Below are 26,318 nucleotides of genomic sequence, written 5' to 3' on the forward strand. Positions count from 1 at the left end.
CAATGGCATCCTTTTAAGCGTACGGAATTTCCACTAAATAGCTGCTTAAAAGATACAATGGAGCACGCGACGGCGCCACTACTACGCGGCGAAGCCACCACTGCGCCGGCACACCCAAATAAAAATCAAAAAAACTACAAGAGTTAACAACTGCTGCCGTACACCAAATTTATTCCGAACATTTTTACTACTTTTAGCGCCTTAGTACCAACAAAAAACGCATGAATCCATTACAAATTGAGAGTTTACGAGAAGCGTTAAAACAATCGCCCGATAACATTCCGTTGCGACAAATGCTGGCAGAAGCGCTTTTAGCGGCGCGTAACTACTCGGAAGCAGAAGATGAATTTCTTGAACTTTTGAAACGCAGCAGCAGCGATAAGATAAAATTTGGTTTGGCGCAGGTTTACTTCGCGAAGGAAAATTACTCGGCTAGCAGCGTAATCTTGGAAGAGCTTTTTAGCACCAATACCGATCCTGCGGTTGCTATACTCTACGCGAAAACGCTTATCGAAGAAGATGCGATAAATAAAGCTATCGAAGTTTATCAGAAATCGCTTCGCTTACATCCGCATCATACCGACGACGAGCTCGATCAGTTGTTGCGAAACAGCAGCAGTGAATTGGATTATCTCGAAAACGACATGGAAGGCGACCGCTTTCACTTTCTAGAAAAACCCGACATCAGCTTTAAAGATGTCGGCGGCATGGACCATGTTAAAAAAGAGATCGAACTAAAAATCATCAAACCACTATTACATCTGGAACTGTACAAAGCTTACGGCAAGAAAATTGGTGGGGGCATATTGCTTTACGGTCCGCCGGGCTGCGGAAAAACCTACATCGCCAAAGCAACTGCCGGCGAAGTGCAAGCTAAATTTTTAAACGTAAGCTTAAACGATATTTTGGATATGTGGATTGGCAACAGCGAAAAAAATCTGCATGAAATATTCGAATTAGCGCGTAAAAATCAGCCATGCGTGTTATTTATAGATGAAATCGACGCACTAGGAGCTAGTAGAAGCGATATGAAAACTTCGAGTAGCCGACACTTAATCAATCAGTTTCTTCAAGAACTCGACGGAATCGACGGATCGAACGAAGGCGTACTGGTTATTGGCGCCACTAATGCACCCTGGAGTTTAGATCAGGCCTTTCGCAGACCGGGCCGTTTTGATCGCATTATTTTTGTTCCGCCGCCGGATGCGCAAAGTCGCGAGAGTATCTTGCAAGTCAAGCTGCAACAGAAACCAACAGAAAAAGTTGATTTGGTAGCACTTGCAAAAAAATCAGAACACTTTTCCGGTGCCGATTTAGATGCGGTTATCGATATCGCGATTGAACAAAAGTTAGAACAAGCCTTTGTAGATGGAATTCCAAAGCCGTTGAACACCAACGATTTGATTGACGCGCTCAAAAAGCACAAACCCAGCACTCAGGAATGGTTTGCCACCGCAAGAAACTTCGCTTTATTTGCCAACGATTCTGGCTTATACGATGATATTTTAAACTATCTGAAAATCAAAAAATAACAGCATGGAAGAATTCGTTTTATCGAAAGTTGAAGTTTTACTAGAGCAGAAGAAGTATGCTGAAGCAAGAAACATGCTGGCTGATTTATTGCGACAAGATCCAAATAACTCGCAGTATCTGTCGCTTATGGCGGAATTAAATCTGCAACTCGACGAGTATGCCCATGCGGAAACGCTGATTAACCAAGCTATTGCGCAACAGCCGGATAATCCGCATTTGTTTTATATAAAATCGCGAATTGCCTCTTTGCAAAACAAATTAAATGACGCTGAAACAAACATTCAACAAGCGATACAACTAGATCCATACGATGCCGATTACTTTGCCATGGCTGCAAGCTTCAAGTTGGCAAAAAAAGACTTTGATGGCGCTCTAGAGCTAGCGAATCAGGCCTTGGCCATTGATGCCGAAAATTTACTGGCGCTAAATATGCGAAGTACCGCGCTAACGAAGTTGGGCAGAAAAGACGAATCGTTTGAGACAATCGAGTATGCATTGCGTGACGACCCGAACAACTCGTATACGCACAGTAATTTTGGCTGGGGACTCTTAGAACAGGGCAATCATAAAAAGGCATTGGTGCATTTTCGAATTGCACTGATGAACGATCCAAGCTCTGAGCATGCACAATCGGGTATGCTCGAAGCAATCAAAGCTACAAATCCGATTTATCGTGCCTATTTGAAATATGCTTTCTGGATGGGTAATCTGCAAGGAAAACTACAATGGGGTTTCATCATTGGCTTTTATCTAACGCAAAGAGTATTACGAAGTCTTGCAGATAATAATCCAGCACTTTCGCCTTACATCACGCCGATTTTACTCGTTTTAGTATTATTTGCGTTTTCAACCTGGATTATAAATCCGGTGAGCAACTTGTTACTACGGTTTCACAAATTCGGACGTTATTTGCTTGACCCACAAGAAACTAAAAACGCAAATTTGGTAGCTGTTTGTGCAGGAATCGGCTTGCTTGGTCTGCTACTGTTCATTATTTTGAGAGAAAACGGATTTTTAGCATTGGTGATTTTTGGCTTTAGTATGATGCTTCCTTTGGGGCAATTTTTCTCGACTTTGCGGTATAAAAAAATCTTGCAAGTTGGCGCCATAATTATAGCCGTTTTCGGTTTGCTTGCCTTAGTTTCGACCTTTTTAACAGGTGATTTAATTAATTCTTTTGCTGGAATTTACGCCGTTCTCTTCATCGTTTACCAATTTGTTGCCAACAAGTTAATCATCGACGAACAAAACGGAAATTAGTTTTTCTGGGTGTTCCGACGGCATACGTTTGGTGGGAGTTCATCGCTGCCGTCGGGCTTTCTGCTGCGCCCGAGGCTTTAGCAGAACGGACCGAAGGTAATCCCTAACTCGGAAAACAGTACCAAAAGTCTTGCTTTCATTTTGTATTTGGTTGTACAGTTGGAAAAAGAATTTCTTGAAAATTTGCCCAACACACTTTTGATCCAAATAACTCACGGAATTCACAGAATCTTAAATCTGATATTTCAAAAAATCAACAACAATTATCAATAGTTAAAATATTGATTTTAATTATTTTAATCGAGGTAATATTGCAATATTACGTATAAAATTTCGCAAAGCCAGACTGTTATTTTATTGCTCTTTATATCTGCAAAAAGAATGACTTTCCGTCTTAATACTCCAATCTTAATACTCCTGTCTTAATACTTCCTCAAACAATTAACAATATGCAGGTTAGATTTAATTTAAATTTTTAACAAGAGATTTTTGTTTCTTTACGTAATACCTTATTTGCTGACCATGCTATTCGATTTCAATTTTAAAAGCACTACACTTCTGTTTTGCTGCTTTCACGGCACATTGTTCTCTGTTTTGTTACTTACAAAAGGGGCTAGAAAGGGAGAGAAATCGAGTATATGGCTCAGCATATTCACTTTTCTTGCAGCCTTATACATCTTGCCGTTTGCATTGGGTTATGCGGGCTGGTACTCAAAAAATCCGTATCGCGAATTTCTATTTTATGTTCCCTTTCAACAGCTATTTCTATTTCCTGTAGTTTTGTACTTCTACTTTCAAACCCTCCTAGATAAGAATTTCCATTTTTCAAAAAATCTAGTGTGGCATTTCGTCCCCCCGATACTCTATTTATTGTATACCATTTTTATCTTCCTTGCCGACAAATTCTATTTCGGTTATTCGCACTTTTATGCCAACGGTCGAGATAAGGATTTTGATAGCTGGTATCAAGTTGCGGGGTTTCTGTCACTTGCTACGTACTTAATTTTAAGTTTACAGCTATTAAAAAAATACAAAATTCTGATTTTCAACACGTATAGCTTTGCTGATGAACTAACATTTTCATGGGCAAAAAAATTTCTTTATGCGCTTTTGAGTATTTTAGTTTTGCGATTGCTCTTTTTCATTCTTAATCCAGAGTGGGCAAATTTCGGCGCCAAATTTTGGTATTATTGCTGCTTTTCAGTGCTAGTATATTACATTTCAATCAATGGCTTACTGAATGTTGTTACTTCATTAACTTCCTTGAGTCAAAAAGATTTACATGTTGAACCTCCGAAATTAAAAACCCAGAAGGGTAACCAATTAGATGACGAGCTTTCGTCGGCTAGAGACCTAAAAAAATGGAAGGTACAGCTAGAGGCTCTAATGACTAATGAAAAATACTACAAGAATCCTGAATTATCGGTTTTCGATTTAGCAAAAGAATTGAATACTCATCCAAAAAAAATATCTCAAACAATTAATCAGGAGTTTGCTATGAATTTCAATGATTACGTAAATCAATATAGAATAAAAGCGGTAATCGATCTCTTACATGCTGGTGCTCATGAAAAACAAACTTTATTAGCTATAGCTTTTGACTGTGGATTTAATTCAAAATCAACTTTCAACAGAGTATTTAAATATCAAACTAGTTATACGCCTGCTGCTTTTTGCCAAAAATTAACAGTAAATACTGGTGCCAAATCCTGATTTGAGACGAATGGCAAACTACAACTTCTTAATCTTGCCAAAAAAAAAACATGAACAGCAAGCTTCTTCTTTTCCTCATTTACGTAGCAACGTTTCAGATTTCATCTGCTCAAGAAATTTCAATTTCGATAAACAAGTCTACTTTAGATTCTATCTCGGTTCAAGACGTGCCAAGCAACGCGCCTGGTATTGCAACAGCAATTGTATATCAGGGAAAAGTCGTCTATTCAAAATACGCTGGTTTTGCAAACTTATCCGACAAAACGTTAATAAACCAGTCATCTCTCTTCAATATTGCTTCGAATGGAAAACAATTTACTGCGCTAGCTATACTGGAACTCATTGATGAAAAAAAGATAAATTTAGCAGACGACATTAGAACTTGGCTCCCTAAACTTTTTCCAAGTATATCCGAAAAAATTACCATTGCACACCTTCTTACGCACAGCAGTGGCATACGAGATTGTTACGACTTGTGGTCTCTAAAAGGCATCATTTGGTGGAAAAATTCATTTGATAATCGTGATGTAATTAGAATTATTGAGCAACAAAACGAACTGAACTTTCCACCAGGAAGCCAATACTTATACAGTAATTCAAATTATATTTTATTAGCAGCAATTATCGAAAAAGTTTCAGGAATTTCTTTTGTTCAATATACAAATGAGCTTTTTCGAAAATTAAACATGAAAAATACATTCTTCGTAGACAAGGAAACAAAGCTTCCTAAATCAATTGCGCATGCTTACTTTAATTTTGATACTTGGACAACTTTTGACTGGAAATGGAAGGTAAGCGGAGATGGGAATTTATTCACGACTTTAGAAGATCAAATCCAATGGGAACGTTTATTGCAAGGATATGGAGAAAGTAAAGTAAAACAGAAATTGCTCGAAGAAAGTCAAAAATTATGTAGTGAATCTTCAATTAAAAATTACGGTTATGGTCTAGAATTTGGGGAATTTATTAGCAAAAAATGTACCTTTCATGAGGGTGCAACGGGAGCATGGAAAGCCACAACACTGCGCTTCAATGAAATGAATTTAGCGTTTGTTACATTAACAAACTCAGGAAAAACCATACCCGCTCAGCAAACTAGACAGCTCGCAGCAAAAGTTCTTAAAAACGAAAATGTGAACTCATTTTTAACTAAACCCACAAGCATTGGCCCTTTCATTTCCAATGAAGCTATTCTTGGAACATACCTAACAGAAAATAAATTCGCCTTTTCATTTATAAACAAGGAAGGGAAAATATTTTTACAACGTTCAGGGCGGAATGACGTGGAGCTAGAACGTGAATCTGATAACATTTTTCATCAAAAATATGATCCTGATTTTAAACAAGAATTTATCAGATTAAACAACGGGAAACTCATAGTTACTGCTTATTACACAAACCATGCACCGTATTCGCTAACTAAAACAACACCAATTAATAGTAATTTCAACCCAAAAAGTTGGAATGGCAGCTATTTTAACACCGAAACAAAAACTCATATCAAAATCAAATATATCTCAGATAACAATTTCAAAATAACTTTTTTAGACAATATGTCAACCGAAGGAAAACTAATCTCCGAACAACAAATATTAGTTGACAACTATCTGCTAAAAAAATCGGACAACGGTATATTACTCGACGGAGAACGAATTAAAAACGTTTCATTTAACAAAGAGTAAAGTAATTTATCTTGAATTCTGATAAATAAACTGGATAAAAACTGACTATATCTTACGACGAAGATTTTAGCTTACTTGAACTTTCAGTTCCGGGTAATTCGGACGATATCACGTGAAATGGTGCTCAGCTCAACTTCAACAATAAAACTTTTCGGTATTATTTCGAAAACTACAAGTCAATTCTGAACAACAATCTGCCAAGCCAGGATGCCAAACCAGCAGTTACTTTAGGACGAATTGAATAAGCAAAATTGATTAATCAAAAATGTCTTCTTCGATACCGTCGAAAACAGCATAAACCATCTTCGGATGCGAATCTAAATGAAAACTGTTGCCGCTGGAGTCCAAAACAAGAGCTCCGGCAAAACAATCAAAAGCCTTCAATTCGTTGAAGGTTTTTTTGTGGCTTCCTCCACCAAAAAGCCGTCGGTTACACGAGTTACAATTTTTGCAGCAACCGCTCTGATAACAATGCCTTCGCTAACTTCGGTTAAGCTAACGGCGGCAAAAGAAGTTTACCTGCTTTCTATCCCTTCAAGAACAATAACTTTCCTTCTTAATACTCCAATCTTAATACTGCAATCTTACTACTTCCATCTTTACTACTTTTTTCCGTGTGAGCGACAGCAGAGGCATCCTTTTTTGCCCTACGGATTTTCCACTACTGTTTTAGCAAAAAAGATACAGTGGAGCACGCGACGGCGCCACTACTACGCGGCGAAGCCACCACTGCGCCGGCACACCCAAAAAATTCAACTAGCTATATTTCAGTATTTTACGATGCTGAAATATTTTTATAATCGATTTTTGAACAGTGTTCAAAAAATGAATACCTTTGGCACATGAATAGTGTTACACGTCGAGCGAAAGAAAAAGAAGCTTTAAAAGCACTAATACTTAAAGGTGCTAAGAAACTCTTTTTGGAAAAAGGCATCGAGCAAACAACGCTGCGAAATATTGCTGATGAAATAGATTACAGTGTTGGCACTATTTACGTGTATTTTAAAGACAAGAACGAAATTTTACACGCGCTACACAGTATTGGATTTCAAGAACTTGGATCGCATTTCGCTCCACTTTTTAGCATTGCTGACCCGATGGAACGCCTTAAAAAAATGGGGATGCTTTACATCAAATTTGCGCTAGAAAATAGCGAAATGTACGACCTCATGTTCAACGTAAAAGCGCCGATTGAAAGTCTGGAAGATTGTGTTGAAAAAACCGACTGGGACGAAGGTGCAAACACTTTTGGAGCACTGAAACAAACCGTTTCACAATGCATGGAACAAGGATACTTTGCTAACCATCAACTCGAACCGCTATCATTCATGATATGGAGTACCGTACACGGGATGTGCTGCCTTAAAATTCGCAACCGAATCAGCGGAGTAAAATTCCAAAATGCAGATACCATCCTCTACGACGGATATAACGAAATGATCAAAATGCTAGATCGATTCTGATTTTTTTTGACCAAAAAAATGAACATCGTTCAAAATATAAACAATGTTAAAATGAAAGAAACCATCTTAATCACAGGCGCTTCCTCAGGAATAGGATTTGAAATGGCGCAGCTTCTGGCACCGAATTACCGCTTAATTCTGCTAGCGCGCAACGAACACAAACTCGAAAAAGCAGCGGCGTTTATCCGTGCGATTTATCCAAACGCGAGCATTCAAACGCAAGTGTGCGATTTGGCCGTACGAAGCGAGATAGAAAACGTATACGATTCGCTAAAGGAGCAACAAATTAGCGTCGACATGCTCGTAAACAACGCTGGAATGGGCGTTTACGGGAACTTTACCGAAACAAATCTTGATGCCGAATGGCAGATGATTCAAGTAAACGTTTCTGGTTTGTATCTGCTAACCAAGCTGTTTTCCCGAGATATGGCAACTCGAAAAAAAGGTAAAATCCTAAACGTTGCTTCACTTTTGGCTTTTTTACCATTTCCATACTTTTCGGTGTACTCGGCCACTAAAACGTTTGTCTTAGCATTTAGCGAAACCCTTGCTGCCGAGCTTGCTAAAGACAACGTTAGCGTTACGACATTTTGCCCTGGACCTGTTGATACACCTTTCCAAACCTCGGAAATGCTGGGTACAAATGCCTACAAAACCAACAAACCTGTATCGGCAGAAATCGTAGCAAAGCAAGCGGTACACTTGCTCTTAAACGGCACGGGCAAAAAAATTCCAGGATTTCAAAATTGGTTTATTTCCAACTTACCTCGAATCACTCCCGACTTTCTTATGATGAAAATCAAAAAACACCTTGCATCACCTAATTAAATCTGTAAATCCCTAAAAACAAGTATATGAAAAACCTCCTCACGCTCGTTTTGAGCTTATTTGCCTTACAACTTTCCGCTCAAAACGGACTCGTAAAAGGCATCGTTATTGACAAGTTAACGGAAACTCCCATACCCGGAGCTACCGTTGTATTAACAACTGCCAACTTAGAAGCAACTACCAACGAAAATGGAAACTTTGAAATTGCAAAAGTACCGTTAGGTCGACACAGTTTAAACGTATCGTTTGTTGGTTATATGCCTGTAACCATTCCGAACATTGAAGTTAATGCAGGAAAAGAAGTGATCCTAACAGTGGCTTTAACCGAAAATTTGACTACACTCGACGAAGTGGTCATTAAGCAGCAACCGGGAAAAATAAAAGCTTTAAATAAAATGGCAGCAGTTTCGGCTCGACAATTCAGTACAGAAGAAGTGAACCGTTACGCGGGCGGACGCAGTGATGTAGCGCGACTTGTAACTAATTTCGCTGGTGTGGCCACGGCAAACGATAGTCGGAACGATATTGTAGTGCGTGGTAATGCCCCGACTGGTATGCTCTGGCGATTAGAAGGCGTTCCCATTCCGAGTCCGAATCACTTTTCTACAGTTGGAACCACCGGAAGTCCTGTTTCGGCATTAAACCCAAACATGATTGCCAATTCCGATTTCCTCACGTCGGCATTTCCAGCGGAATATGGAAATGCGCTTAGCGGTGTATTCGATTTAAATTTGCGAAAAGGAAACAACAAAACATACGAATTTTTGCTCGGCGCCGGTGCATATCCGGGAGCTGAATTTATGGCGGAAGGTCCGCTATTAAAAAACGAAGGTTCATTCTTAGTGGCTGCTCGATACGGAATTGCTGGTTACCTTGGCGGTGCTGGAACGGGCGCTGCCATCCCTAACTACAACGACTTAGCTTTTAATCTCGATTTTGGAAAGACGAAAGCTGGAAACTTTACGTTTTTTGGAATTGTCGGATTTTCGGATATTGAGTTTTTAGGTCGCGATGCCAACGAAGACGATTTGTTCTCGGCAGCAGATGCCAATCAATCGGTTAAGTCAAATTTCTTTACAACCGGAGTTACCCACAAAATTTCGCTTAACTCCAAAACCTTCATTAAATCGAACATTGCTTTTGGCGGCTCTGCGAATACGTACGACGAAGAACGAATTTATTTTCTTGGGCAACCACAAGAAGTAACGTTACCCTTTACCGCAAACGACAACCAAGATTACCGATTTACTGTGAGCAGTTTTATAAACTCTAAACTATCAAAACGCGTTTTGTTACGCGCTGGAGTTTTATGGGAGCGTTTTGATATCGACTACAGTTTAACGAGTCGCGACCGACAATCGGATTCGGACAACGATGGATTTCAAGATTTTAATTCCATCTACGAAACCGTTGGGAACTACAATATTGTGCAGCCCTACGCACAAACGCAAGTTCGGATTTCAGATAAATTAACGTTTAACGGCGGGCTCCACGGTCAGTATTTCTCGCTGACAGAAGAGTTAAAAATTGAGCCACGAGCATCATTAAGTTATGCCGTTACCAATAACAGCAGCATTAATTTTGGGTACGGTTTACATCATCAAAATGTGCCTGCTCCTATTCAATTTAAGAACGAAAACGTGAATGGTGTTTTGCTACAAACCAACCGAAATTTGGAATTGGTGGCAAGTAACCACTATGTTTTAGGATTTGAACAGCGATTGGGAACCAACTGGCGCGCCAAAGCCGAAGTATATTACCAAAGCATCAGCAATGCCGCGGTAGAACGCACGCTAAGCAGTTACAACTCGCTTACTGAAGGAGCTGACTTTGGATTTTCAACCGACAAAGTTTCGCTTATTAGCACCGGAACCGGCAGAAATCAAGGTATAGAACTTACTTTGGAAAAATTCTTTAGCGATGGATATCATGCATTAATTACTGGTTCGTTTTTCGATGCCAAATACAAAGGAAGTGACGGTATTGAGCGCAATTCGCCTTTCAACAACCAGTACGTCGTGAACGCCTTAGCAGGTAAAGAGCTGAAAATCGGAAAGTTGAAAAAGAATACATTATCATTTGATATGAAACTCACTACATCTGGCGGACGTTTTTACACTCCAGTTGATTTAGAAGCTTCGCAAGCAGCAGGTTACGAAATAAAACGCGATGATATTGCCTTTAGCGAACAATACCGTCCGTATTTCCGTCTCGATTTACGAACCGGATTTAAGTTTAATAGCTCCAAACGCAAAAGTTCGCACTTGATATATTTGGAATTGCAAAACGTAACCGATCACGACAATATTTTCATTGCCCGATACAACCGACTAACCAATCAGGTCAATGAAGTGAATCAAATTGGGTTTTTTCCGGATTTCGGCTATCGATTCCAGTTTTAGGAAAATTTAGAATATAAACCGCTACATTTCGTAGCGTTTTTTTTTCGTATAAAACTCACGGAAATCAAAGCATTTAATTTTTTTTATCTGAATTTTTGACAGATTTTAAATTTATCAAACTATTGATTATGAATATTTTATTTGCAGTAATATTGCAATATTACGTTTAGCTTTTCACAAAGCCAACGCGCCATTTATAATCTCTTTTACTATTTCGAAAATATCATGCGCACGATCGTCAGTCTTAATACTCAAATCTTAATACTCAAATCTTAATACTTCCATTTTAATACTTCTCTCTGTGTGAGCGACAGCAGCGGCATCCTTTTTTGCCCTTCGGATTTTCCACTACTGTTTTAGCAAAAAAGATACAGCGAATGGCGCGACGGCGCTTCGAAAAGCTTGTTGACCTTGATTCGGTAGGAGTAGCGACGGATTGGCGAAGCCGTGCACGATCTAAAAAGCGCCGGCACACCCAAAAAATTAAAATTCAGTTTCTTGTAGTTTTTTAATCTCGTCGCGCAATTTAGCTGCCAGCATAAAGTCGAGTTCTTTTGCAGCTTTCTCCATGCTTTTGCGCTTTTCTTTAATGAGTTTTTCGATGTCAGATTTCGACAAATACTCGGTTTTTTCCTCGGCAACCATGCGCACATTGCTCGAACTTAGGTGCTCGTCGAGCTGTTTTACTTTGGTGAAAATATTGTCCAACTTTTTATTCAATGCCATCGGAACCACATTGTTGTCGGCATTAAATTGCAGTTGTTTCGCTCTGCGGTAATTGGTTTCATCGATGGTTTTCTGCATACTGCCCGTAATCGTGTCGGCGTACATAATGGCTTTGCCGTTCAAATTTCGAGCGGCGCGACCCACTGTCTGCGTAAGCGAACGATTGCTGCGCAAAAATCCTTCTTTGTCGGCATCGAGAATGGCAACTAACGAAACTTCCGGTAAATCCAAACCTTCGCGCAACAAATTCACGCCAATCAACACATCGAAAATACCTTTTCGCAAATCTTGCATGATTTCAATACGTTCCAGCGTATCAACTTCGGAATGAATGTACCGACAACGGATATCAACTTTCGTTAAGTACTTCGCCAATTCTTCGGCCATACGTTTGGTAAGTGTGGTAACCAAAACGCGCTCGTCTTGCTCGGCTCGTTGCTGAATTTCTTCGATAAGATCGTCGATTTGGTTTTCACTCGGACGAATTTCGATAATCGGATCCAACAAACCGGTCGGACGAATAATTTGTTCCACATAAACACCGCCGCACTTTTGCAATTCGTAATCGGCCGGCGTTGCTGAAACGTAAATGACTTGATTTTGCAATGCTTCAAATTCTTCAAATTTCAGCGGGCGGTTATCCATTGCTGCCGGTAAGCGAAATCCGTATTCCACGAGATTTTCCTTCCGACTGCGGTCGCCGCCATACATCGCACTTACTTGCGAAAGCGTCACGTGACTTTCGTCGACAACCATCAAATAATCTTTTGGAAAGTAATCGAGCAAACAGAACGGTCGCGTTCCCGGCAATCGACCGTCGAGGTAACGCGAATAGTTTTCGATTCCGCTGCAATAGCCGAGTTCGCGTATCATTTCTAAGTCGAAATTCGTACGCTCTTCTAAACGTTTTGCTTCGAGATTTTTACCAATCGAATTAAAAAAAGTGACTTGCTTCACCAAATCTTGCTGAATCTCCCAAATGGCGTTTTGCAAAACGTCGGGCGATGTCACAAACATATTGGCCGGATAAATCGTGAGTCGGTCGTATTGTTCGATTCGTACACCAGAGGTCGGATCAAATCGTTCTATTTCTTCAATTTCATCGCCAAAAAAATGAATACGAAAAGCGTCGTCGGCGTAACTTGGAAATACTTCCACGGTATCTCCTTTAATTCGGAACGAACCGGGTTTAAACTCGGCTTCAGTTCGGGCATACAAGCTTTGTACTAAGGCATGTAAGAGCTTTGTGCGAGCCAAACGCTGGTTTTGTTCGAGCGGGATTACATTTTTTTGAAATTCTATCGGGTTTCCGATACCGTACAAACACGAAACAGAAGCCACCACGAGAACATCGCGACGTCCGGAAAGTAGCGAAGCGGTAGTGCTCATTCGCATTTTTTCGAGTTCGTCGTTTATGGATAAGTCTTTTTCAATGTAAACGCCCGTAACCGGCATAAAAGCTTCCGGCTGATAGTAGTCGTAATAAGAAACGAAATACTCGACGGCATTATTCGGAAAGAACTCTTTGAACTCGGCATAAAGTTGGGCTGCAAGCGTTTTGTTGTGCGCTAGAACCAAGGTAGGTCGCTGAACTTCTTGAATGACGTTTGCAACGGTAAAGGTTTTTCCAGAACCGGTAACACCTAATAATGTTTGAAACTTTTCACCCGAGTGAATTCCACTCGCTAAAGCAGAAATAGCTGCGGGTTGATCGCCTTTTGGCGCGTAGTCGGAAACAACTTTAAACTTCATAGCCGCAAAATAACTAAAGGAATTCCTAAAAAATGATAAACATATTCTAAAACAATCTAATTTTCCGAAAAAATACAGATTGAAAGCTTATCTAAAAAAGAAGCGTTTTTGGCTGATTACACTCTGCGTGAGCTACTTAGTTTTCTGCCAAAGCTGCATGACTATGCGAAGCAGCGCGAAAGAAACCCGACAGCATTTTGAAAAAGCGGGAATTCCGTACCAATCAAAGCTGTTAGCAATTCGCGAACATCAAATACATGTGATCACGAGCGGCGATTCGACCTTACCTGCCCTAGTTTTCATCCACGGATCTCCCGGAAGTTGGGATGCTTTTAAAACATTTATGGTCGAAAAACGACTTTTAGAAAAATACTACTTGGTGGCAATCGACCGGCCTGGATTTGGTTATTCCGATTTCGGTGAAGCGCAATCTCTGCAAACACAAACGGAACTTTTGCACGAAGCGATTAGCAAATTGGGACTAAAATCGGTTGCACTTGTCGGACATTCAATGGGCGGACCCGTTATTTGCGATTTAGCGGGCACCTATCCTGAATTTTATAAACAACTGTATGTTTTAGCCGGTTCGGTAGATCCTGCTGCTGAAAAACCCGAGCGTTGGCGACAAGTTCTCATGGTTAAACCCGTTCGCTACTTGGTTCCTAAAGCGTTGCGCACTTCAAACGACGAGTTGTTTTGGTTGAAAGCTGACTTATACGATTTGAAGCCGAAACTGAAAAACATCACTGGAAATGTGCGTATTATTCACGGAACAAAAGATCGCTTGGTTCCCTACAGCAATGTCGATTTTCTTAAAAAAGCACTTACCGCTGCACAAAAAGTGGATCTAGTAACGATCGAAAACGCCGATCATTTTATTCCGTGGTCGCATTATGAGATTGTGCTAGCTGCTCTTGTTAATGAGTAATTAAAGTGAGGCGAGTGCCAAATAAAGCGGCATACCTATGGTAATATTCACCGGGAAAGTTACCGCAAGCGCCATCGGTAAGAATAAGCCGGGATTAGCTTTTGGCACAGCGATTTTCATAGCTGCTGGAACGGCAATGTACGAAGCGCTGGCAGCCAAAACGGCAAAGATGAATCGGTTTCCTACATCTTGAGTTACCACCGAAGACAACACGGCGACTAAACAGCCATTTACCAAAGGAATTAGAACGGCAAAGGCTACGGCAAACCAACCACTTTTCACAAAATCATTCAATTTCTTTCCACTGGTAATCCCCATATCGAGAAGGAAAATAGCGAGAAATCCTTTAAACAAATCCGTTGTAAAAGGTTTTATTCCCATGGCTTGTTGGTCGGATGCTAAAAGTCCGATAATCAAACTTCCTAAAATCAACAATACAGAACCATTTGTAAAAGAGTGTTTTACTAGAGAAAGCAGTCCGGCTTCTGTTTTTTCGCCATTCTTTGCAAACAAGCGAATAAGAACGACACCAATAATAATTGCGGGCGCTTCCATTAAAGCCATTACGGCAACCATATAACCCGAAAAAGTTTTATCCTGTAATTCTAAGAAAGTCGCAGCAGTAACAAATGTTACCGCCGATACCGAACCATAAGCTGCGGCAATGGCTCCGGAATCGTAAATATTGAACTTGCGTTTCAGGATGAAAAAGCTATAAATGGGAATTAAAGATGCTATGACAATTCCGAAAATGACGGCCCAAATGATCTCGAAAGTAAAGTGGCTGTGCGCCAATTCTTGCCCGCCTTTAAATCCAATCGAAAAAAGAAGGTATAAGCTAATGAACTTCGACGAATTGTTTGGTATTTCGAGGTCGCTCTTTAGTTTAACGGCTATAATTCCCAAAAGGAAAAAAAGCAATGCCGGATTTTTGAGGTTTTCTAAGAGTAAATCTAAATTCATATACTGGTTGCCGCCCTTTTCAGGCGATCGTTAATGGTTTGTCCGAGTCCGATATTTTCTGGCTTTTCCACTACAATGCATGCTAAATTCTGTGCGTCGTATTGGTGAAAAAGTCGATATAAATTTGTTGCTAGTTCTTGTAAATTTTCTGGATTGTAGAGAAAAGCAGCTGTCGCCAATTTTGCTGCTTCTTGATTAACTCCGATGAAACCGACTGTTTTATCCGTTAATGCTCTTAAAGTTTGAACCGGATTTTCGGTTACAATTAATTGCGCTTTTGGAGCGTAGTGTTTTTTGTGCATGCCAGGAACCACAGTTTGCATTGGTATATTTTGCAAGACTTCCAGCTTGGTAACTTCTGTGATCTGTTGCACGGTAATCGCACCGTATCTCAAAACAACCGGCACGTTATCTTTAAAAGCAACAATAGTCGATTCCAAACCTTGACTGCATGGCCCACCGTCTAAAATCCAAACGTCGTCATTGGCAAATTGCTTGGCAACATCAGTGGCGTTTGTGGTGCTGGTTTGCATGTATTTGTTGGCGCTAGGTGCCACTAAGCCGTTTGGAAAATTGAGTAAAAGTTCACGTGTTAGCGGGTGTGCAGGTACTCGCAAAGCAACTGTATCCTGAGCAGCAGTGATCACATCTGAAATATGCGGCTTTTTTGGAAGAACCAATGTCAGCGGTCCGGGCCAAAAATGTGTTGCCAATATTTTTGCAGCTTCGGGTACCGAACGGGCTTGTTCGAATGCTGCTTCACTGTTGTGGAAATGCAAAATTAGTGGGTTGGTTTGCGGCCTATTTTTATAGGAAAAAATCTGTTTTACCGCAATTTCATTGCTGCTGTCGGCTGCGAGTCCGTAGACCGTTTCTGTGGGAATGGCAACAACTAAACCATTTTTTAGTCGATTTACAGCTTGTGCGAGGTGGGTGATAATCATCTTACGGATTGCAATAGTTACAGTACATAGCCGACTCGAAAGATTTACCATCAGGTCTCGGCTGCTCGTTTTCGAATTGGCACACTTCGCAGCGGTACTTCAAAGCTAAAACGCTGTTCGTTGGCTGCCGGCAAAGCTCACAGGGCAAACCTGTTTTAACATCATACCAATCAAAACCTGGTGCTGCACAATTCGGGCACAAAGATTTGATTTTTTCAATTAATTTCTGTGCTGTTTCGGCAATTGCTTTTCGTCGCAACGGATTATTCATGGCACGCATATCGGTTTCGACATAAAAAGAACCGAAGCGGTTTAATAAATCTTGAGCAGATGTAGCTACTTCTTCTTCCGACGTCAGATCTTTACTAACGACATCTGGATGTTCCTCGCGATTTTTCAAAATCACTTTTGCTTCCGGGAAACCAACTTTTTGTAGAAAGGTGGCTAAATCGGTTAGATTTGTGAAGCGTTCACCAGAAAAATTTGTGTCGGTAGTTAGGTGTTTAGCGAGATACTCGCGTTTATTCTTATAATCGGCCAGTAACAGATATTCTTCATTTGCATGAGCGAAAAAAATCTCGGGATGCGGACCAAAAGATCCCTCGCTGGCTAAAATTAAATCGTGTCCGTATTTTTCTGCCGCGGCTTTTGCCTTTCGGCGAACGGTTTCAAGTGCGGAGTCGCGTCGGTTAACTTCTCCAGAAAACGTTCCGAACACGTCAGTATCGAATTCAGGCGCAACTTGCACCTGAATTCCTAACTGATCGTTAAATAATGATTGAACCAGCAGTTCCTTTCCGTGCTTAGTGGCAAATAATGCCGTTCTTCCTTCGCCCAAAAGAAATTTACTGCGTTCCATCAAAGCAATTCAATTGAAATATTCGATTGAATTGAGAATTTCAAATTGCGTTCTTTGGCTTGCTTTACCAACTCGCGCACCGATTCGGTTGCATCAACAAGTTCGGCAACACGTTGTTTGCTGTGTTGGTTTTCCTCGCCACCTCGAATTTGCGAGCTGAAACTTTCGAGCGCGTGAAACTTGATCTTGCTATCTAGCAATTTCAAAAGCACATTCTCCGCCTCTTCCGGCGTAAACGTTCCGTCAATTAATTTGATTGAAGTCATTGGCATTGTTAGATTCACGATTCTCTGTTTTAGTTAAATTAGAAAGGACAATAAATGCGAGTAGTACTCCTACTACTAAAAAAGCAGTTCCGTAGCAAGAATTGGGCTGTAATAGATTGTAAATCAATCCGATGATTGTCCACAATAAAACCAAGACCAGTTTTACATTTTGCTTCATTTGAGGCGTTTGAGGTTGGTTAGCCATGAATTACGATTACTGACCTTGACCTAAAGAGAAGGCAGCTTTACCGTCGAATTCGTACAGATTTTCAGTTTTGATCACGTCTAATCCGTGAGCTTCCGCGTTAGAAAGTAAGGTAATGATATCTTGCTTGCTCAACGCTCCTGTTACTGATTTGAAACGGCAACGCCAGTGATCGGTACAAAAAGTTTCTGAGAAACCTTCTGGCCATACTTTGATTCCACGGTTGGTAATCATTGACAACGAAACTGAATCAAAACCAATTTTAGAAGCAGCTGCACCTAACTCGTCTGGATTCGTTCCGCGGTAGTGCAAGAAAACATCTACGCCAACTAATTTCTTAGCTTTTGGTGCTTTTCTTTCGTATTTAGGCAGATTCAAAGTAGCGTCTGTTTTATAAGTAACCGCTTTTAATTTGGAAGGTTTTTGACCTAAATTAGCAATGATAGCGTCTGCAAATTCTTTGGTTCCAACTTTTACTTTGCTGGTTCCTTCTTTGAAAATGTCGTAGGTATGAACGCCGTCTTCGATTGTTTTCAACCAGGCGTTTTGCACTTTTTCGGCAACGTCGGTCATTCCCATATGCGTTAACATCATCACCGCACCTTGTAATAGTCCAGACGGATTCGCTAAGTTTTGTCCAGCACGACGAGGCGCCGAACCGTGAATAGCTTCGAACATAGCGCATTCTTCACCAATATTTGCTGAACCTGCTAGACCAACAGATCCTGCAATTTGTGCAGCGATATCCGAAAGAACGTCGCCATATAGATTTAGTGTAACAATAACGTCGAAAACTTCTGGTGTGTCCGACATTTTCGCAGCACCGATATCGATAATCCAGTGTTCGTTTTCGATTTCAGGATATTCGGCAGCAATTTCGTCGAAAACTTGGTGAAACAAACCATCGGCTTGCTTCATGATATTGTCTTTTGTGAAGCAAGTTACTTTCTTTCTGCCGTACGCACGTGCATATTCAAAAGCGTAACGAACAATTTTCTCACAACCCGGACGCGAAATAATTTTTAAACATTGAACTACTTCGTCGGTTTGTTGATGCTCGATTCCTGCATATAAATCTTCTTCATTTTCACGAACAATCACAATATCCATTTCAGGATGCTTGGTAGCCACAAATGGGTGCAAAGACGTACACGGACGCACATTGCTGTAAAGACCTAGAAATTTACGTGTGGTAACGTTCAAACTCTTGTAACCACCACCTTGAGGTGTTGTAATAGGCGCCTTCAAAAACACTTTGTTACGTCGGATAATATCCCATGATTCTGAAGCAATTCCCGATGTATTTCCCGATAGATAAACTTTTTCACCTACTTCAATTTCATCGTACTCCAATTCGGCACCAGCTGCCTTGATGATCGACAACGTAGCGTCCATAATTTCCGGACCAATCCCGTCTCCTTTTGCAATTGTGATTCTTTTCATGCTGAATAAATTTTATATCGGTGCAAAGATGATAGCTTCCTTTCATATATTTTTATTTATATTTGATATGGTAAACATTAAAATATTTTATGAATTATACCATTCACCAACTGCAGGTATTTTTGCGCGTTACGCAAACGGGAAGCATTACCAAGGCGGCAGAATTACTCAATTTAACGCAACCGGCCGTGTCTATACAGTTAAAGAATTTACAGGATCAGTTTGAGATACCGCTGACCGAAATTGTTGGACGAAAATTGTATGTAACCGATTTTGGTAGAGAAATTGCCGCTGCCGCAGAAAACATATTGAATCAGGTGCATGCAATTAATTTTAAAACGATGGCGCATAAAGGACAGTTAAGCGGCCGATTGAAGCTATCAGCGGTTTCCACCGGAAAGTACATTATTCCGTTTTATCTGCAATCGTTTTTAAAACAGCATCCCGGTGTTGAGTTATCGCTCGACGTGACCAATCGTTTTAAAGTTTTAGAGAGCTTGGAACGCAACGAAATTGATTTTGCTTTGGTTTCGATTATTCCCGACCAATTTCAATTGAGCAGCATCAGTTTGCTTCGAAACAAATTGTATTTGATGAAGAATCCGAAGTATTTTGAGGTTGCAGCCTGCCAATCGATCCACGATTTAAAAGAATTGCCGATTATTTTTCGCGAGAAAGGATCGGGTACACGCATGATGATGGAACGGTTTTTTTCGCAGAACGATTTGAATATCGTTAATAAGATTGAGCTTACGAGTAATGAAGCCGTGAAACAAGCGGTTGTTGCGGGTTTAGGCGTTTCGATTTTACCCATGATTGGTGTGAAGAACGAGCTTTTGGTGGGCGATTTGAAAATAATCGATGTACCTAAACTTCCGTTAGAAACCGATTGGAACCTGATTTGGTTGCAGCAAAAGAACTTATCGCCCGTAGCAGAAGCTTTTCGAAATTTTGTAAGTACCGAGCGTAATCGGATTTTTGAAGAGGAGTTTTCGTGGACGTTGTAGGTCGGCTGTGGATGAGTTTACTAGTATATGTATCGTTTTTGGAAGTTAGTTCCAATAGCTAACGGAATCGATGAATTCACCACTTTACGATTCATTTTGCCCAATCAAACCCACGTATCGTTGGTGCCTGAACGTGTCGAAGGCGGCGTTGTTTACAGTGTGATAAACTTTGTGAGACATTGTGCTCCTAAAATCTTTTCATCTCGAAATCTTGAAATTTTTTGAAATGTGCGGTTTTTCCGTAAAATTTATTTCCGAGATTTTCGTACGTGGGAATCGCTCCCCATCCCTCCCGCCCCCATCGAAGCGAAGTTTTGAAAAAAAATTGACATACGATTACGGGTTTTCCTCATATTTTAGGATAAGTATCAAGTATTAAGATTTGAGTATTAAGACTTCGCGACGTTCACCACTTGACGTATCATTTTGCCGCCCGAACCCGCGTATCGTCGCAGCCTGAGCTCGTCGATGGCTTGTACGATTTTTTGGTGGCTTGACACGTTCTGTGTTTTCCTCAACGGTACCATATTGCGCAAAATTTTGTGAGGTTCAGTGGTTTCTGTGCGCTTAAAATGCTGGTACTTGAGCGGGTCGAAGGCAAACATGGTGTCCATCGCGATAAACTTTGTGAAACATTGTGCTCCTTAAATCTTTTCATCTCGAAGTTTCGAAATCTCGAAAATCTATCAAAAATGCGGTTTTTCCGTAAAATTTATTTCCGGGATTTTCGTACGTGGGAATCGCTCCCCATCCCTCCCGCCCCCATCGAAGCGAAGTTTTGAAAAAAAATTGACATACGATTACGGGGTTTCCGCATATTTTAGGATAAGTATCAAGTATTAAGATTTAAGCATTAAGATTGAAGTATTAAGACTTCTTGACGTTCACCACTTTACGATTCATTTTACCTCCCGAACCCGCGTATCGTCGCAGCCTGAGCTTATCAAAGGCTGGTGCGATTTTTTGGTGGCTTGACACGTTCTGTGTTTTCCTCAACGGTACCATATTGCGCAAAATTTTGTGAGGTTCTGTGTTTTCTGTGCGCTTAAAATGCTGGTACTTGAGCGGGTCGAAGGCAAACATGGTGTACATTGTGATAAACTTCGTGGAACATTGTACTCTATCGGCTCCTAAGCTTGTTGAATGCTTAACCGCAAAGAACGCGAAGAGTTACGCAAAGTTCGCAAAGAGAAAATTTTTCCCTTCCGCTAGCTTTGAGAATTCACTTTTTTAGCTTTCTGCGTTTCTCCGTTGCTATTCTGGTGGACCACATAGGCAAAGAGTTCACAAAGGATTAATGATATCCAATAGGCAGATTTTATTTCTTACCGTTATTTCTTTTTCGCTTTTTTCACTTTTTTCCATTTTTTCGCTTTTTTATCTTGCGTTGCTTTCCCGCGCGAACGGGTGCAGCGACATACTTTTTGGCGATTTTAATTTCCAGCGAACGTTTGCCAAAAAGATACAGCGGAACACGTGACGGCTTGAACCTCTTTTGCGCAGCGACGACTCGTTTGCCGGCGCGCCCAAATAAAAATCATCTTTAGGCTAAACGATAGATGTGCTGGCTACAACCCGTTATTTGTTATCTTGCAACAAAAAAATGCTAAAGTACCTTATACTGCTTCTCGTTTCCTTAGGTGCCGCTTTTCTGTATAAAAGTTGGGGGCAAGGAAGTACTGCCTCGAAAAATGTGCAGACTTTTTCTATTAAATCGGCTGTGCTTAACGAGAGCCGAACTGTTTGGGTGTACTTGCCGCTGAACTATTCTAAATCGAAAAAGTATCCGGTTTTGTACCTCTTCGACGGTCAGAATTTATTTGATGCGAAAACAGCCTATTCGGGCGAGTGGGAAGTTGATGAAACGCTAAATGCTTTGAAAGCCGAGCTTATTGTGGTTGGTTTAAATCACGGAAACGAAAAGCGACTTGAAGAACTGACACCTTTTGTTCACGAAAAATACGGCGGTGGAAAAGCAGCAATTTTTATTGAATTTCTAACTCAAGAAGTTATGCCAGAAATTAAAAAACGATTTTTGGTTTCGACAGACAGAAAAAATACGGGAATTGGAGGAAGTTCACTCGGCGGATTGACAGCTTTTTATGCCGCTTTTGAACATTCGAAAATCTTTGGCCGTGCTCTAATATTCTCGCCTTCATATTGGTACGATTCGAAAGTATACGACATTCCGCTTAACGGAGAACAAAAACCAAAACTGTACTTTATGTGTGGCGATTCGGAAAGTGAAACGATGGTTGGCGAGATAACAAACATGATCGACATCTTGAAAAACAAACGCAACTATACTGAAGCCGAATTACCTTTCAAAATAATTCCAAAAGGCAATCATAACGAACAACTGTGGCGCAGCCAATTTTCCGAAGCCATACAATATCTATTTCCAGAAACAATTAAGAAAAATGACTAACAACGATATCTTTAAAAAATTACGTGTTGCTTTAAAATTACGCGACGAACACATAGTGGAAATCTTGCAATTAGTAGATTTCCGAATCACCAAATCGGAGTTAAGTGCATTTTTTCGAGACGAGAAACACCCAAATTACGTAGAATGTGGCGATCAGATTATACGAAATTTCCTCAACGGATTGGTTTTATTTCTTCGCGGAAGTAAAGAGCAACCCAAACAACCTAGCGACGTACTGCGCGACATTCACAAGGATTTCTTAGAAGCACAAACACAGAAAACACCCGCTGCCCCCGTAAAAAGAGCAGCGCAAAAACCCGCTGCAAAGAAAGCAGTTCCGAAAAAATCGGTCGTAGAGAAAGTGGCGTATAAAAATGGGAAGAAAAAGTAGCTGGTAAGTATCTGATGTACAAGTAGCTATTTTAATGCATCCGTATGCACGACTTTTAGTGTTTTTATTGAGTAAGTTCAATACGCTGTAAAAAACGTTTATACGCGTAATTGCCGACGCTCAAAATGTGTGTTGCATAGAATGCGCAATTTTTGACAACTGCCGAAGTTCTTAGTGCATGTATTTTTGGAAAAAAATATAATGAACCATGCCTTTACTCGCAGTATTCATATCCTCTTTTTTTCTGTAAGTCTAGTTTTTATCGTTCGGAAGCAGTTCGATCAGGCGCTGATTTATGGCGGATTGGCATTGGCTTTCGATCCGTTTAACGCAAACGTAAAGTGGTCTGATCGGCCCAACTGGCAACGAATCGTTTTAATTGGCGAATTGCTTTTAGTGTTCGCTTGCTTCGGACTTACCCTATTTCAAATCTAATTCTCAAAATCATTCAACACGTACGCTATGAAAAAGTCGTTACTTCTTGTTATGCTCCTACTGTCTGCACAAATCTACGCACAACCTTTGGCACGAAAAGGCTGGTTGGGTGCTCGACTAGTTCCTGAAAATGGAGGCGGTGTAAAAATCACCGAAATTGTAGGCGGTACTTCAAAAGCCAGTAATTTACAGGTTTCGGATATCGTTTTAAAGATAAATGGAACGTCGATCACCGAACCGCGCGATGTTTCGAACTTGATTTCAAAACTGTCCGAGAACGACCCCATTACCTTTACCGTAAAGCGAAATGATAAAACAATCGAACTTAAGTCAAAAGTGGCGGGTCGCGATCGCGAAAAAAGCACAGTTGGAGAAGTAATTTATGAACGAATACCTTACAAAAACGGATTTCTGAGTGCGATCATCAATAAACCCGCTGGCAAAGGTAAATTCCCGGCCGTACTCTTTATTCCGGGATATACTTGTAGTTCGGTCGATGGTTTAACCGAAGATCATCCCTACGGACGAATCGTAAATGCCTTTCATCAAGCCGGATTTGTGGTACTTCGCGTGGAAAAAAGTGGTCTGGGCGACAGTCAGAATACTGCCGATTGCAGCTCCACTACCCTAACCGACGAAATAGATGGATTTAAAACTGGTTTTCAGAAACTTAAACAACTGCCGTATGTCGACTTAGAAAACGTATTTATTTTCGGACACTCCATGGGTGGCATCATTGCGCCGGCGATTAGCGCTACCGAGAAGGTAAAAGGCACAATTGTTTACGGAACTACAGCAAAAAGTTGGTTTGAATATCAACTCGAAATGAATCGCTTGCAATTAAAACTCGCAAACACGCCACCGTTCGAATACGAAGAAAACTGCCGATTACAGGCGGAAATCGCTTACGACTATTTCATTCAAAAAAAGAGTTTAAGTGATATTAGCAGCGATCCGGAAAAAGCCGAAACCCTTAAAACGGCATGGCAATACAACGGAAAAGACATGATTTTTGACCGAAATCAGGAGTATTGGCGGCAAATTCAAGATTATCCGCTACTTGAAAACTGGAAAAATACGAGCGGAAATGTACTGGTGCTTTTTGGAGAATCGGATTTTCAGGCGTTTTCTAAAGCCGACCACGAGCAGATCGTATCGACAGTTAATTATTATCATCCCAATGCAGCGACATTGCTGAGTTTTCCAGAAACCGATCACTATCTGGCAAAATCCGGAAGTATGCAACAAGCGTACGACCTTTTTAGTCAGGGAAAAATTCTAGAATTATTTCAGGCTTTCAATCCCGATGTAACGCAGAAATCGGTTGAATGGGCAAAAAAATTGAGTAACAAATAGTCACTATCAACTACTAACAAATATGAAAAACTTAAAAATTTTTATCTTTCTTTTTAGCGTCAACACTGCCCTGTTCGCGCAAACTTGGCAAAAGCTAAATACAGAACCTTATGCAGGAAAGCAGGACGATATTACGTTTATCGATCGAAATACAGGCTGGTATGTCAACGGATTTGGGCGGATATACCACACCACCGATGGCGGTCAGAATTGGACCAAACAAATCGAACAAAAAGGCACATTCTTTAGAACCATCGCATTTCTAAATGAAAATGTAGGTTTCGCCGGAACAGTTGGAACCGATTATTTCCCGAACGTTACCGATACAATTCCACTTTACGGCACTAAAGACGGTGGAAAAACATGGAAGCCTGTTCCTTACAACGGACCGTATGTTAAAGGTTTGTGTGCCTTCGACGTAGTTTCCGAGTCTGTAAAGAAGAAAGGAAAAACCGAGCAGATTCATCATATTTTTGCCGTTGGTCGTGTGGGAAGTCCAGCAAATATTATGATTTCGCACGATAGCGGCGAAACCTGGATTTCACGCAGCATGCAAGCCGATTGCAAGATGCTGTTTGATATAAAAATGCTCGACAAAAATGTGGGCTTCGCCTGCGCCGCTAATAATGAAGACATTTCGCAGTCTAATGCCTTGATTTTGAAAACTACCGACGGTGGAACGACTTGGAAAAAAGTCTACGAATCGGCACGACCTTTTGAGACTACTTGGAAGGTGTCGTTTCCTACGGCAAAAATCGGTTACGTGACCATTCAATCGTACAATCCTGATCCAAATGTCAAACAACAGCGCATTGCAAAGACTACAGATGGTGGTGAAACGTGGACGGAACTAAATTTGGTGGAAGATCCTGCAGCTCGTGAATTCGGAATAGGGTTTATCGACGAAAACCATGGATTTGTAGGAACCATGAACAGCGGTTTCGAAACAACTGACGGCGGAAAAACGTGGACAAAAATCGATCTCGGGCGCGCCTGCAATAAAATTCGCATTTACCGCGACGCCGATCAAAAGGTTTACGGTTACGCTATTGGCGTTAACGTCTTTAAATTTTAGGCTTTCTAATTGATTAATTTGGTTGTTAGATGCGTAAGCTCTTTTTGAGGGCTTGCGCATTTTTTTTGGGCAATCCGGTGCAGCGTTTTATAGTTGAAATTTGGTCGCTGCCCCGTCACGCTTTCCACGTCAATACCGTTTAGCCGGCGCTTGGTTTGCACGGCCGCCACGGGCTTCAAACCTGAGTTCGATTTAAAAATTGCAGTCAGAAAACAGATAAACGGTTGATTACAAGGCAGATTTGTTTTGGGATACTGGAGTATCGCAAAAAAATCTAACGAAGTAGGCAGCCGTTTATCTTTTTAGCGTGGCGGTTGTTCCTTTCGATTGCTATCTGATTTCACAATTGATCCATTTTAAGCGTTCTGACAATGATTTTTAATCGAACTCAGGTTTTTTACGTCGCCGTGTCGCCTCGGCGCACCAGAGCGCCGTCTGTCACGGTATTTCTGTTTCAATCGTTATTGCAAAGAAGATTATAACTCTTCAAGAGTTCCCAACAATCGTGAAGAGTTCTAAACTCTTGAAGAGTTTGTACCAAAAAAAAAGAACCCCAACCTTTTGGGTTGGGGTTCATTAAAGAAAGGCGACGACATACTCTCCCACGGATGCAGTACCATCTGCGCAGGCGGGCTTAACTTCTCTGTTCGGGATGGGAA

At 40.8% G+C, this 26,318-nt stretch carries 22 protein-coding genes and 1 rRNA gene; 15 read left to right on the forward strand and 8 right to left on the reverse strand.

The annotated features are described in order from the left end of the window. Nucleotides 1-221: 221 nt before the first annotated feature. The 8 genes from Q0064_RS14405 (at nucleotide 222) to Q0064_RS14440 (ending at nucleotide 10,881) form a co-directional block, all read left to right on the forward strand. Nucleotides 222-1,532, forward strand: a complete 1,311-nt coding sequence (locus Q0064_RS14405; protein WP_298148907.1) for a tetratricopeptide repeat protein — start codon at nucleotides 222-224, stop codon at nucleotides 1,530-1,532. A 4-nt stretch (nucleotides 1,533-1,536) separates the two neighbouring features. Continuing rightward, entirely contained in the window at nucleotides 1,537-2,793 is a 1,257-nt protein-coding gene (locus Q0064_RS14410; RefSeq protein WP_298148908.1) for a tetratricopeptide repeat protein, read from the forward strand. An 870-nt stretch (nucleotides 2,794-3,663) separates the two neighbouring features. Then, nucleotides 3,664-4,506 carry a helix-turn-helix domain-containing protein gene (locus tag Q0064_RS14415; RefSeq protein WP_298148910.1) on the forward strand — a complete coding sequence of 281 codons (843 nt, stop codon included), beginning with the start codon at nucleotides 3,664-3,666 and terminating at the stop codon, nucleotides 4,504-4,506. Between the two features lie 50 nt (nucleotides 4,507-4,556). Further along, entirely contained in the window at nucleotides 4,557-6,188 is a 1,632-nt protein-coding gene (locus tag Q0064_RS14420) for a serine hydrolase domain-containing protein (RefSeq protein ID WP_298148912.1), read from the forward strand. A 321-nt stretch (nucleotides 6,189-6,509) separates the two neighbouring features. Beyond that, entirely contained in the window at nucleotides 6,510-7,034 is a 525-nt protein-coding gene (locus tag Q0064_RS14425) for a hypothetical protein (RefSeq protein ID WP_298148913.1), read from the forward strand. Then, entirely contained in the window at nucleotides 7,031-7,651 is a 621-nt protein-coding gene (locus Q0064_RS14430; RefSeq protein WP_298148915.1) for a TetR/AcrR family transcriptional regulator, read from the forward strand. The genes Q0064_RS14425 and Q0064_RS14430 overlap by 4 nt, the downstream gene beginning before the upstream one ends. An 18-nt stretch (nucleotides 7,652-7,669) precedes the next feature. Next, nucleotides 7,670-8,479, forward strand: coding sequence for an SDR family oxidoreductase (locus Q0064_RS14435; protein ID WP_298148917.1), 810 nt, complete (start codon nucleotides 7,670-7,672; stop codon nucleotides 8,477-8,479). Between the two features lie 26 nt (nucleotides 8,480-8,505). Continuing rightward, nucleotides 8,506-10,881, forward strand: a complete 2,376-nt coding sequence (locus Q0064_RS14440; RefSeq protein ID WP_298148918.1) for a TonB-dependent receptor — start codon at nucleotides 8,506-8,508, stop codon at nucleotides 10,879-10,881. Nucleotides 10,882-11,364: 483 nt separating this feature from the next. Here the strand turns inward: Q0064_RS14440 and uvrB are convergent, their stop codons facing one another. Further along, on the reverse strand, nucleotides 11,365-13,359 hold the full coding sequence (gene uvrB / locus Q0064_RS14445) for an excinuclease ABC subunit UvrB (protein WP_298148920.1): 1,995 nt from the start codon (nucleotides 13,357-13,359) through the stop codon (nucleotides 11,365-11,367). A gap of 163 nt (nucleotides 13,360-13,522) precedes the next feature. On the opposite strand from uvrB, the gene Q0064_RS14450 reads away from it, so the two are divergent. Beyond that, nucleotides 13,523-14,287 (forward strand): alpha/beta hydrolase, encoded by a 765-nt coding sequence (locus tag Q0064_RS14450; RefSeq protein ID WP_298148922.1) that lies wholly within the window; start codon nucleotides 13,523-13,525, stop codon nucleotides 14,285-14,287. Here Q0064_RS14450 and Q0064_RS14455 read toward each other — a convergent pair whose 3' ends face one another. From Q0064_RS14455 to Q0064_RS14480, 6 genes are read right to left on the reverse strand one after another with little or no spacing between them, the layout of a single operon-like run. Then, entirely contained in the window at nucleotides 14,288-15,250 is a 963-nt protein-coding gene (locus Q0064_RS14455) for a sodium-dependent bicarbonate transport family permease (protein WP_094485860.1), read from the reverse strand. Beyond that, nucleotides 15,247-16,194 (reverse strand): L-threonylcarbamoyladenylate synthase, encoded by a 948-nt coding sequence (locus Q0064_RS14460; RefSeq protein ID WP_298148924.1) that lies wholly within the window; start codon nucleotides 16,192-16,194, stop codon nucleotides 15,247-15,249. The genes Q0064_RS14455 and Q0064_RS14460 overlap by 4 nt, the downstream gene beginning before the upstream one ends. Before the next feature lies 1 nt (nucleotide 16,195). Further along, nucleotides 16,196-17,053, reverse strand: a complete 858-nt coding sequence (locus tag Q0064_RS14465) for a DUF6671 family protein (protein WP_298148926.1) — start codon at nucleotides 17,051-17,053, stop codon at nucleotides 16,196-16,198. Beyond that, entirely contained in the window at nucleotides 17,053-17,319 is a 267-nt protein-coding gene (locus tag Q0064_RS14470) for a hypothetical protein (RefSeq protein WP_094485857.1), read from the reverse strand. The genes Q0064_RS14465 and Q0064_RS14470 overlap by 1 nt, the downstream gene beginning before the upstream one ends. After that, nucleotides 17,297-17,524, reverse strand: coding sequence for a hypothetical protein (locus tag Q0064_RS14475; RefSeq protein ID WP_298148928.1), 228 nt, complete (start codon nucleotides 17,522-17,524; stop codon nucleotides 17,297-17,299). The genes Q0064_RS14470 and Q0064_RS14475 overlap by 23 nt, the downstream gene beginning before the upstream one ends. A 9-nt stretch (nucleotides 17,525-17,533) precedes the next feature. Beyond that, a complete protein-coding gene (locus Q0064_RS14480) occupies nucleotides 17,534-18,967 on the reverse strand; it encodes an NADP-dependent isocitrate dehydrogenase (protein ID WP_298148930.1) in 1,434 nt (477 codons plus the stop codon). An 89-nt stretch (nucleotides 18,968-19,056) separates the two neighbouring features. Between Q0064_RS14480 and Q0064_RS14485 the strand changes: the two genes are divergently transcribed. The 6 genes from Q0064_RS14485 (at nucleotide 19,057) to Q0064_RS14510 (ending at nucleotide 25,659) form a co-directional block, all read left to right on the forward strand. Next, nucleotides 19,057-19,974: a LysR family transcriptional regulator gene (locus tag Q0064_RS14485; RefSeq protein WP_298148932.1), complete on the forward strand. Its 918-nt coding sequence runs from the start codon at nucleotides 19,057-19,059 to the stop codon at nucleotides 19,972-19,974. Between the two features lie 1,603 nt (nucleotides 19,975-21,577). Further along, nucleotides 21,578-22,402, forward strand: coding sequence for an alpha/beta hydrolase-fold protein (locus Q0064_RS14490; RefSeq protein WP_298148934.1), 825 nt, complete (start codon nucleotides 21,578-21,580; stop codon nucleotides 22,400-22,402). Continuing rightward, entirely contained in the window at nucleotides 22,395-22,793 is a 399-nt protein-coding gene (locus Q0064_RS14495) for a DUF1456 family protein (RefSeq protein ID WP_298148936.1), read from the forward strand. Before Q0064_RS14490 ends, Q0064_RS14495 begins: the two co-directional genes overlap by 8 nt. A gap of 201 nt (nucleotides 22,794-22,994) precedes the next feature. Next, nucleotides 22,995-23,228 carry a hypothetical protein gene (locus Q0064_RS14500; RefSeq protein ID WP_298148938.1) on the forward strand — a complete coding sequence of 78 codons (234 nt, stop codon included), beginning with the start codon at nucleotides 22,995-22,997 and terminating at the stop codon, nucleotides 23,226-23,228. Nucleotides 23,229-23,255: 27 nt separating this feature from the next. Next, nucleotides 23,256-24,584 (forward strand): alpha/beta fold hydrolase, encoded by a 1,329-nt coding sequence (locus Q0064_RS14505; protein ID WP_298148939.1) that lies wholly within the window; start codon nucleotides 23,256-23,258, stop codon nucleotides 24,582-24,584. Between the two features lie 22 nt (nucleotides 24,585-24,606). Beyond that, a complete protein-coding gene (locus Q0064_RS14510; RefSeq protein WP_094485089.1) occupies nucleotides 24,607-25,659 on the forward strand; it encodes a hypothetical protein in 1,053 nt (350 codons plus the stop codon). Between the two features lie 581 nt (nucleotides 25,660-26,240). Here the strand turns inward: Q0064_RS14510 and rrf are convergent. Then, a 5S ribosomal RNA gene (gene rrf, locus Q0064_RS14515) occupies nucleotides 26,241-26,318 on the reverse strand; the annotation flags it as partial.

The organism is Flavobacterium sp. (assembly GCF_027490375.1).
GTDB lineage: Bacteria > Bacteroidota > Bacteroidia > Flavobacteriales > Flavobacteriaceae > Flavobacterium.

Excerpts from the sequence above, each read along its gene's own strand:
- Q0064_RS14450 (WP_298148922.1), top strand. The coding sequence starts at position 13,523 with ATGCGAAGCAGCGCGAAAGAAACCCGACAGCATTTTGAAAAAGCGGGA.
- Q0064_RS14440 (WP_298148918.1), top strand. The coding sequence starts at position 8,506 with ATGAAAAACCTCCTCACGCTCGTTTTGAGCTTATTTGCCTTACAACTT.
- Q0064_RS14480 (WP_298148930.1), bottom strand. The coding sequence starts at position 18,967 with ATGAAAAGAATCACAATTGCAAAAGGAGACGGGATTGGTCCGGAAATT.
- Q0064_RS14455 (WP_094485860.1), bottom strand. The coding sequence starts at position 15,250 with ATGAATTTAGATTTACTCTTAGAAAACCTCAAAAATCCGGCATTGCTT.
- Q0064_RS14490 (WP_298148934.1), top strand. The coding sequence starts at position 21,578 with ATGCTAAAGTACCTTATACTGCTTCTCGTTTCCTTAGGTGCCGCTTTT.
- Q0064_RS14485 (WP_298148932.1), top strand. The coding sequence starts at position 19,057 with ATGAATTATACCATTCACCAACTGCAGGTATTTTTGCGCGTTACGCAA.
- Q0064_RS14460 (WP_298148924.1), bottom strand. The coding sequence starts at position 16,194 with ATGATTATCACCCACCTCGCACAAGCTGTAAATCGACTAAAAAATGGT.
- Q0064_RS14420 (WP_298148912.1), top strand. The coding sequence starts at position 4,557 with ATGAACAGCAAGCTTCTTCTTTTCCTCATTTACGTAGCAACGTTTCAG.
- uvrB (WP_298148920.1), bottom strand. The coding sequence starts at position 13,359 with ATGAAGTTTAAAGTTGTTTCCGACTACGCGCCAAAAGGCGATCAACCC.
- Q0064_RS14495 (WP_298148936.1), top strand. The coding sequence starts at position 22,395 with ATGACTAACAACGATATCTTTAAAAAATTACGTGTTGCTTTAAAATTA.
- Q0064_RS14410 (WP_298148908.1), top strand. The coding sequence starts at position 1,537 with ATGGAAGAATTCGTTTTATCGAAAGTTGAAGTTTTACTAGAGCAGAAG.
- Q0064_RS14435 (WP_298148917.1), top strand. The coding sequence starts at position 7,670 with ATGAACATCGTTCAAAATATAAACAATGTTAAAATGAAAGAAACCATC.
- Q0064_RS14425 (WP_298148913.1), top strand. The coding sequence starts at position 6,510 with ATGAAAACTGTTGCCGCTGGAGTCCAAAACAAGAGCTCCGGCAAAACA.
- Q0064_RS14505 (WP_298148939.1), top strand. The coding sequence starts at position 23,256 with ATGAAAAAGTCGTTACTTCTTGTTATGCTCCTACTGTCTGCACAAATC.
- Q0064_RS14405 (WP_298148907.1), top strand. The coding sequence starts at position 222 with ATGAATCCATTACAAATTGAGAGTTTACGAGAAGCGTTAAAACAATCG.
- Q0064_RS14465 (WP_298148926.1), bottom strand. The coding sequence starts at position 17,053 with ATGGAACGCAGTAAATTTCTTTTGGGCGAAGGAAGAACGGCATTATTT.
- Q0064_RS14500 (WP_298148938.1), top strand. The coding sequence starts at position 22,995 with ATGAACCATGCCTTTACTCGCAGTATTCATATCCTCTTTTTTTCTGTA.
- Q0064_RS14430 (WP_298148915.1), top strand. The coding sequence starts at position 7,031 with ATGAATAGTGTTACACGTCGAGCGAAAGAAAAAGAAGCTTTAAAAGCA.
- Q0064_RS14510 (WP_094485089.1), top strand. The coding sequence starts at position 24,607 with ATGAAAAACTTAAAAATTTTTATCTTTCTTTTTAGCGTCAACACTGCC.
- Q0064_RS14475 (WP_298148928.1), bottom strand. The coding sequence starts at position 17,524 with ATGGCTAACCAACCTCAAACGCCTCAAATGAAGCAAAATGTAAAACTG.
- Q0064_RS14470 (WP_094485857.1), bottom strand. The coding sequence starts at position 17,319 with ATGACTTCAATCAAATTAATTGACGGAACGTTTACGCCGGAAGAGGCG.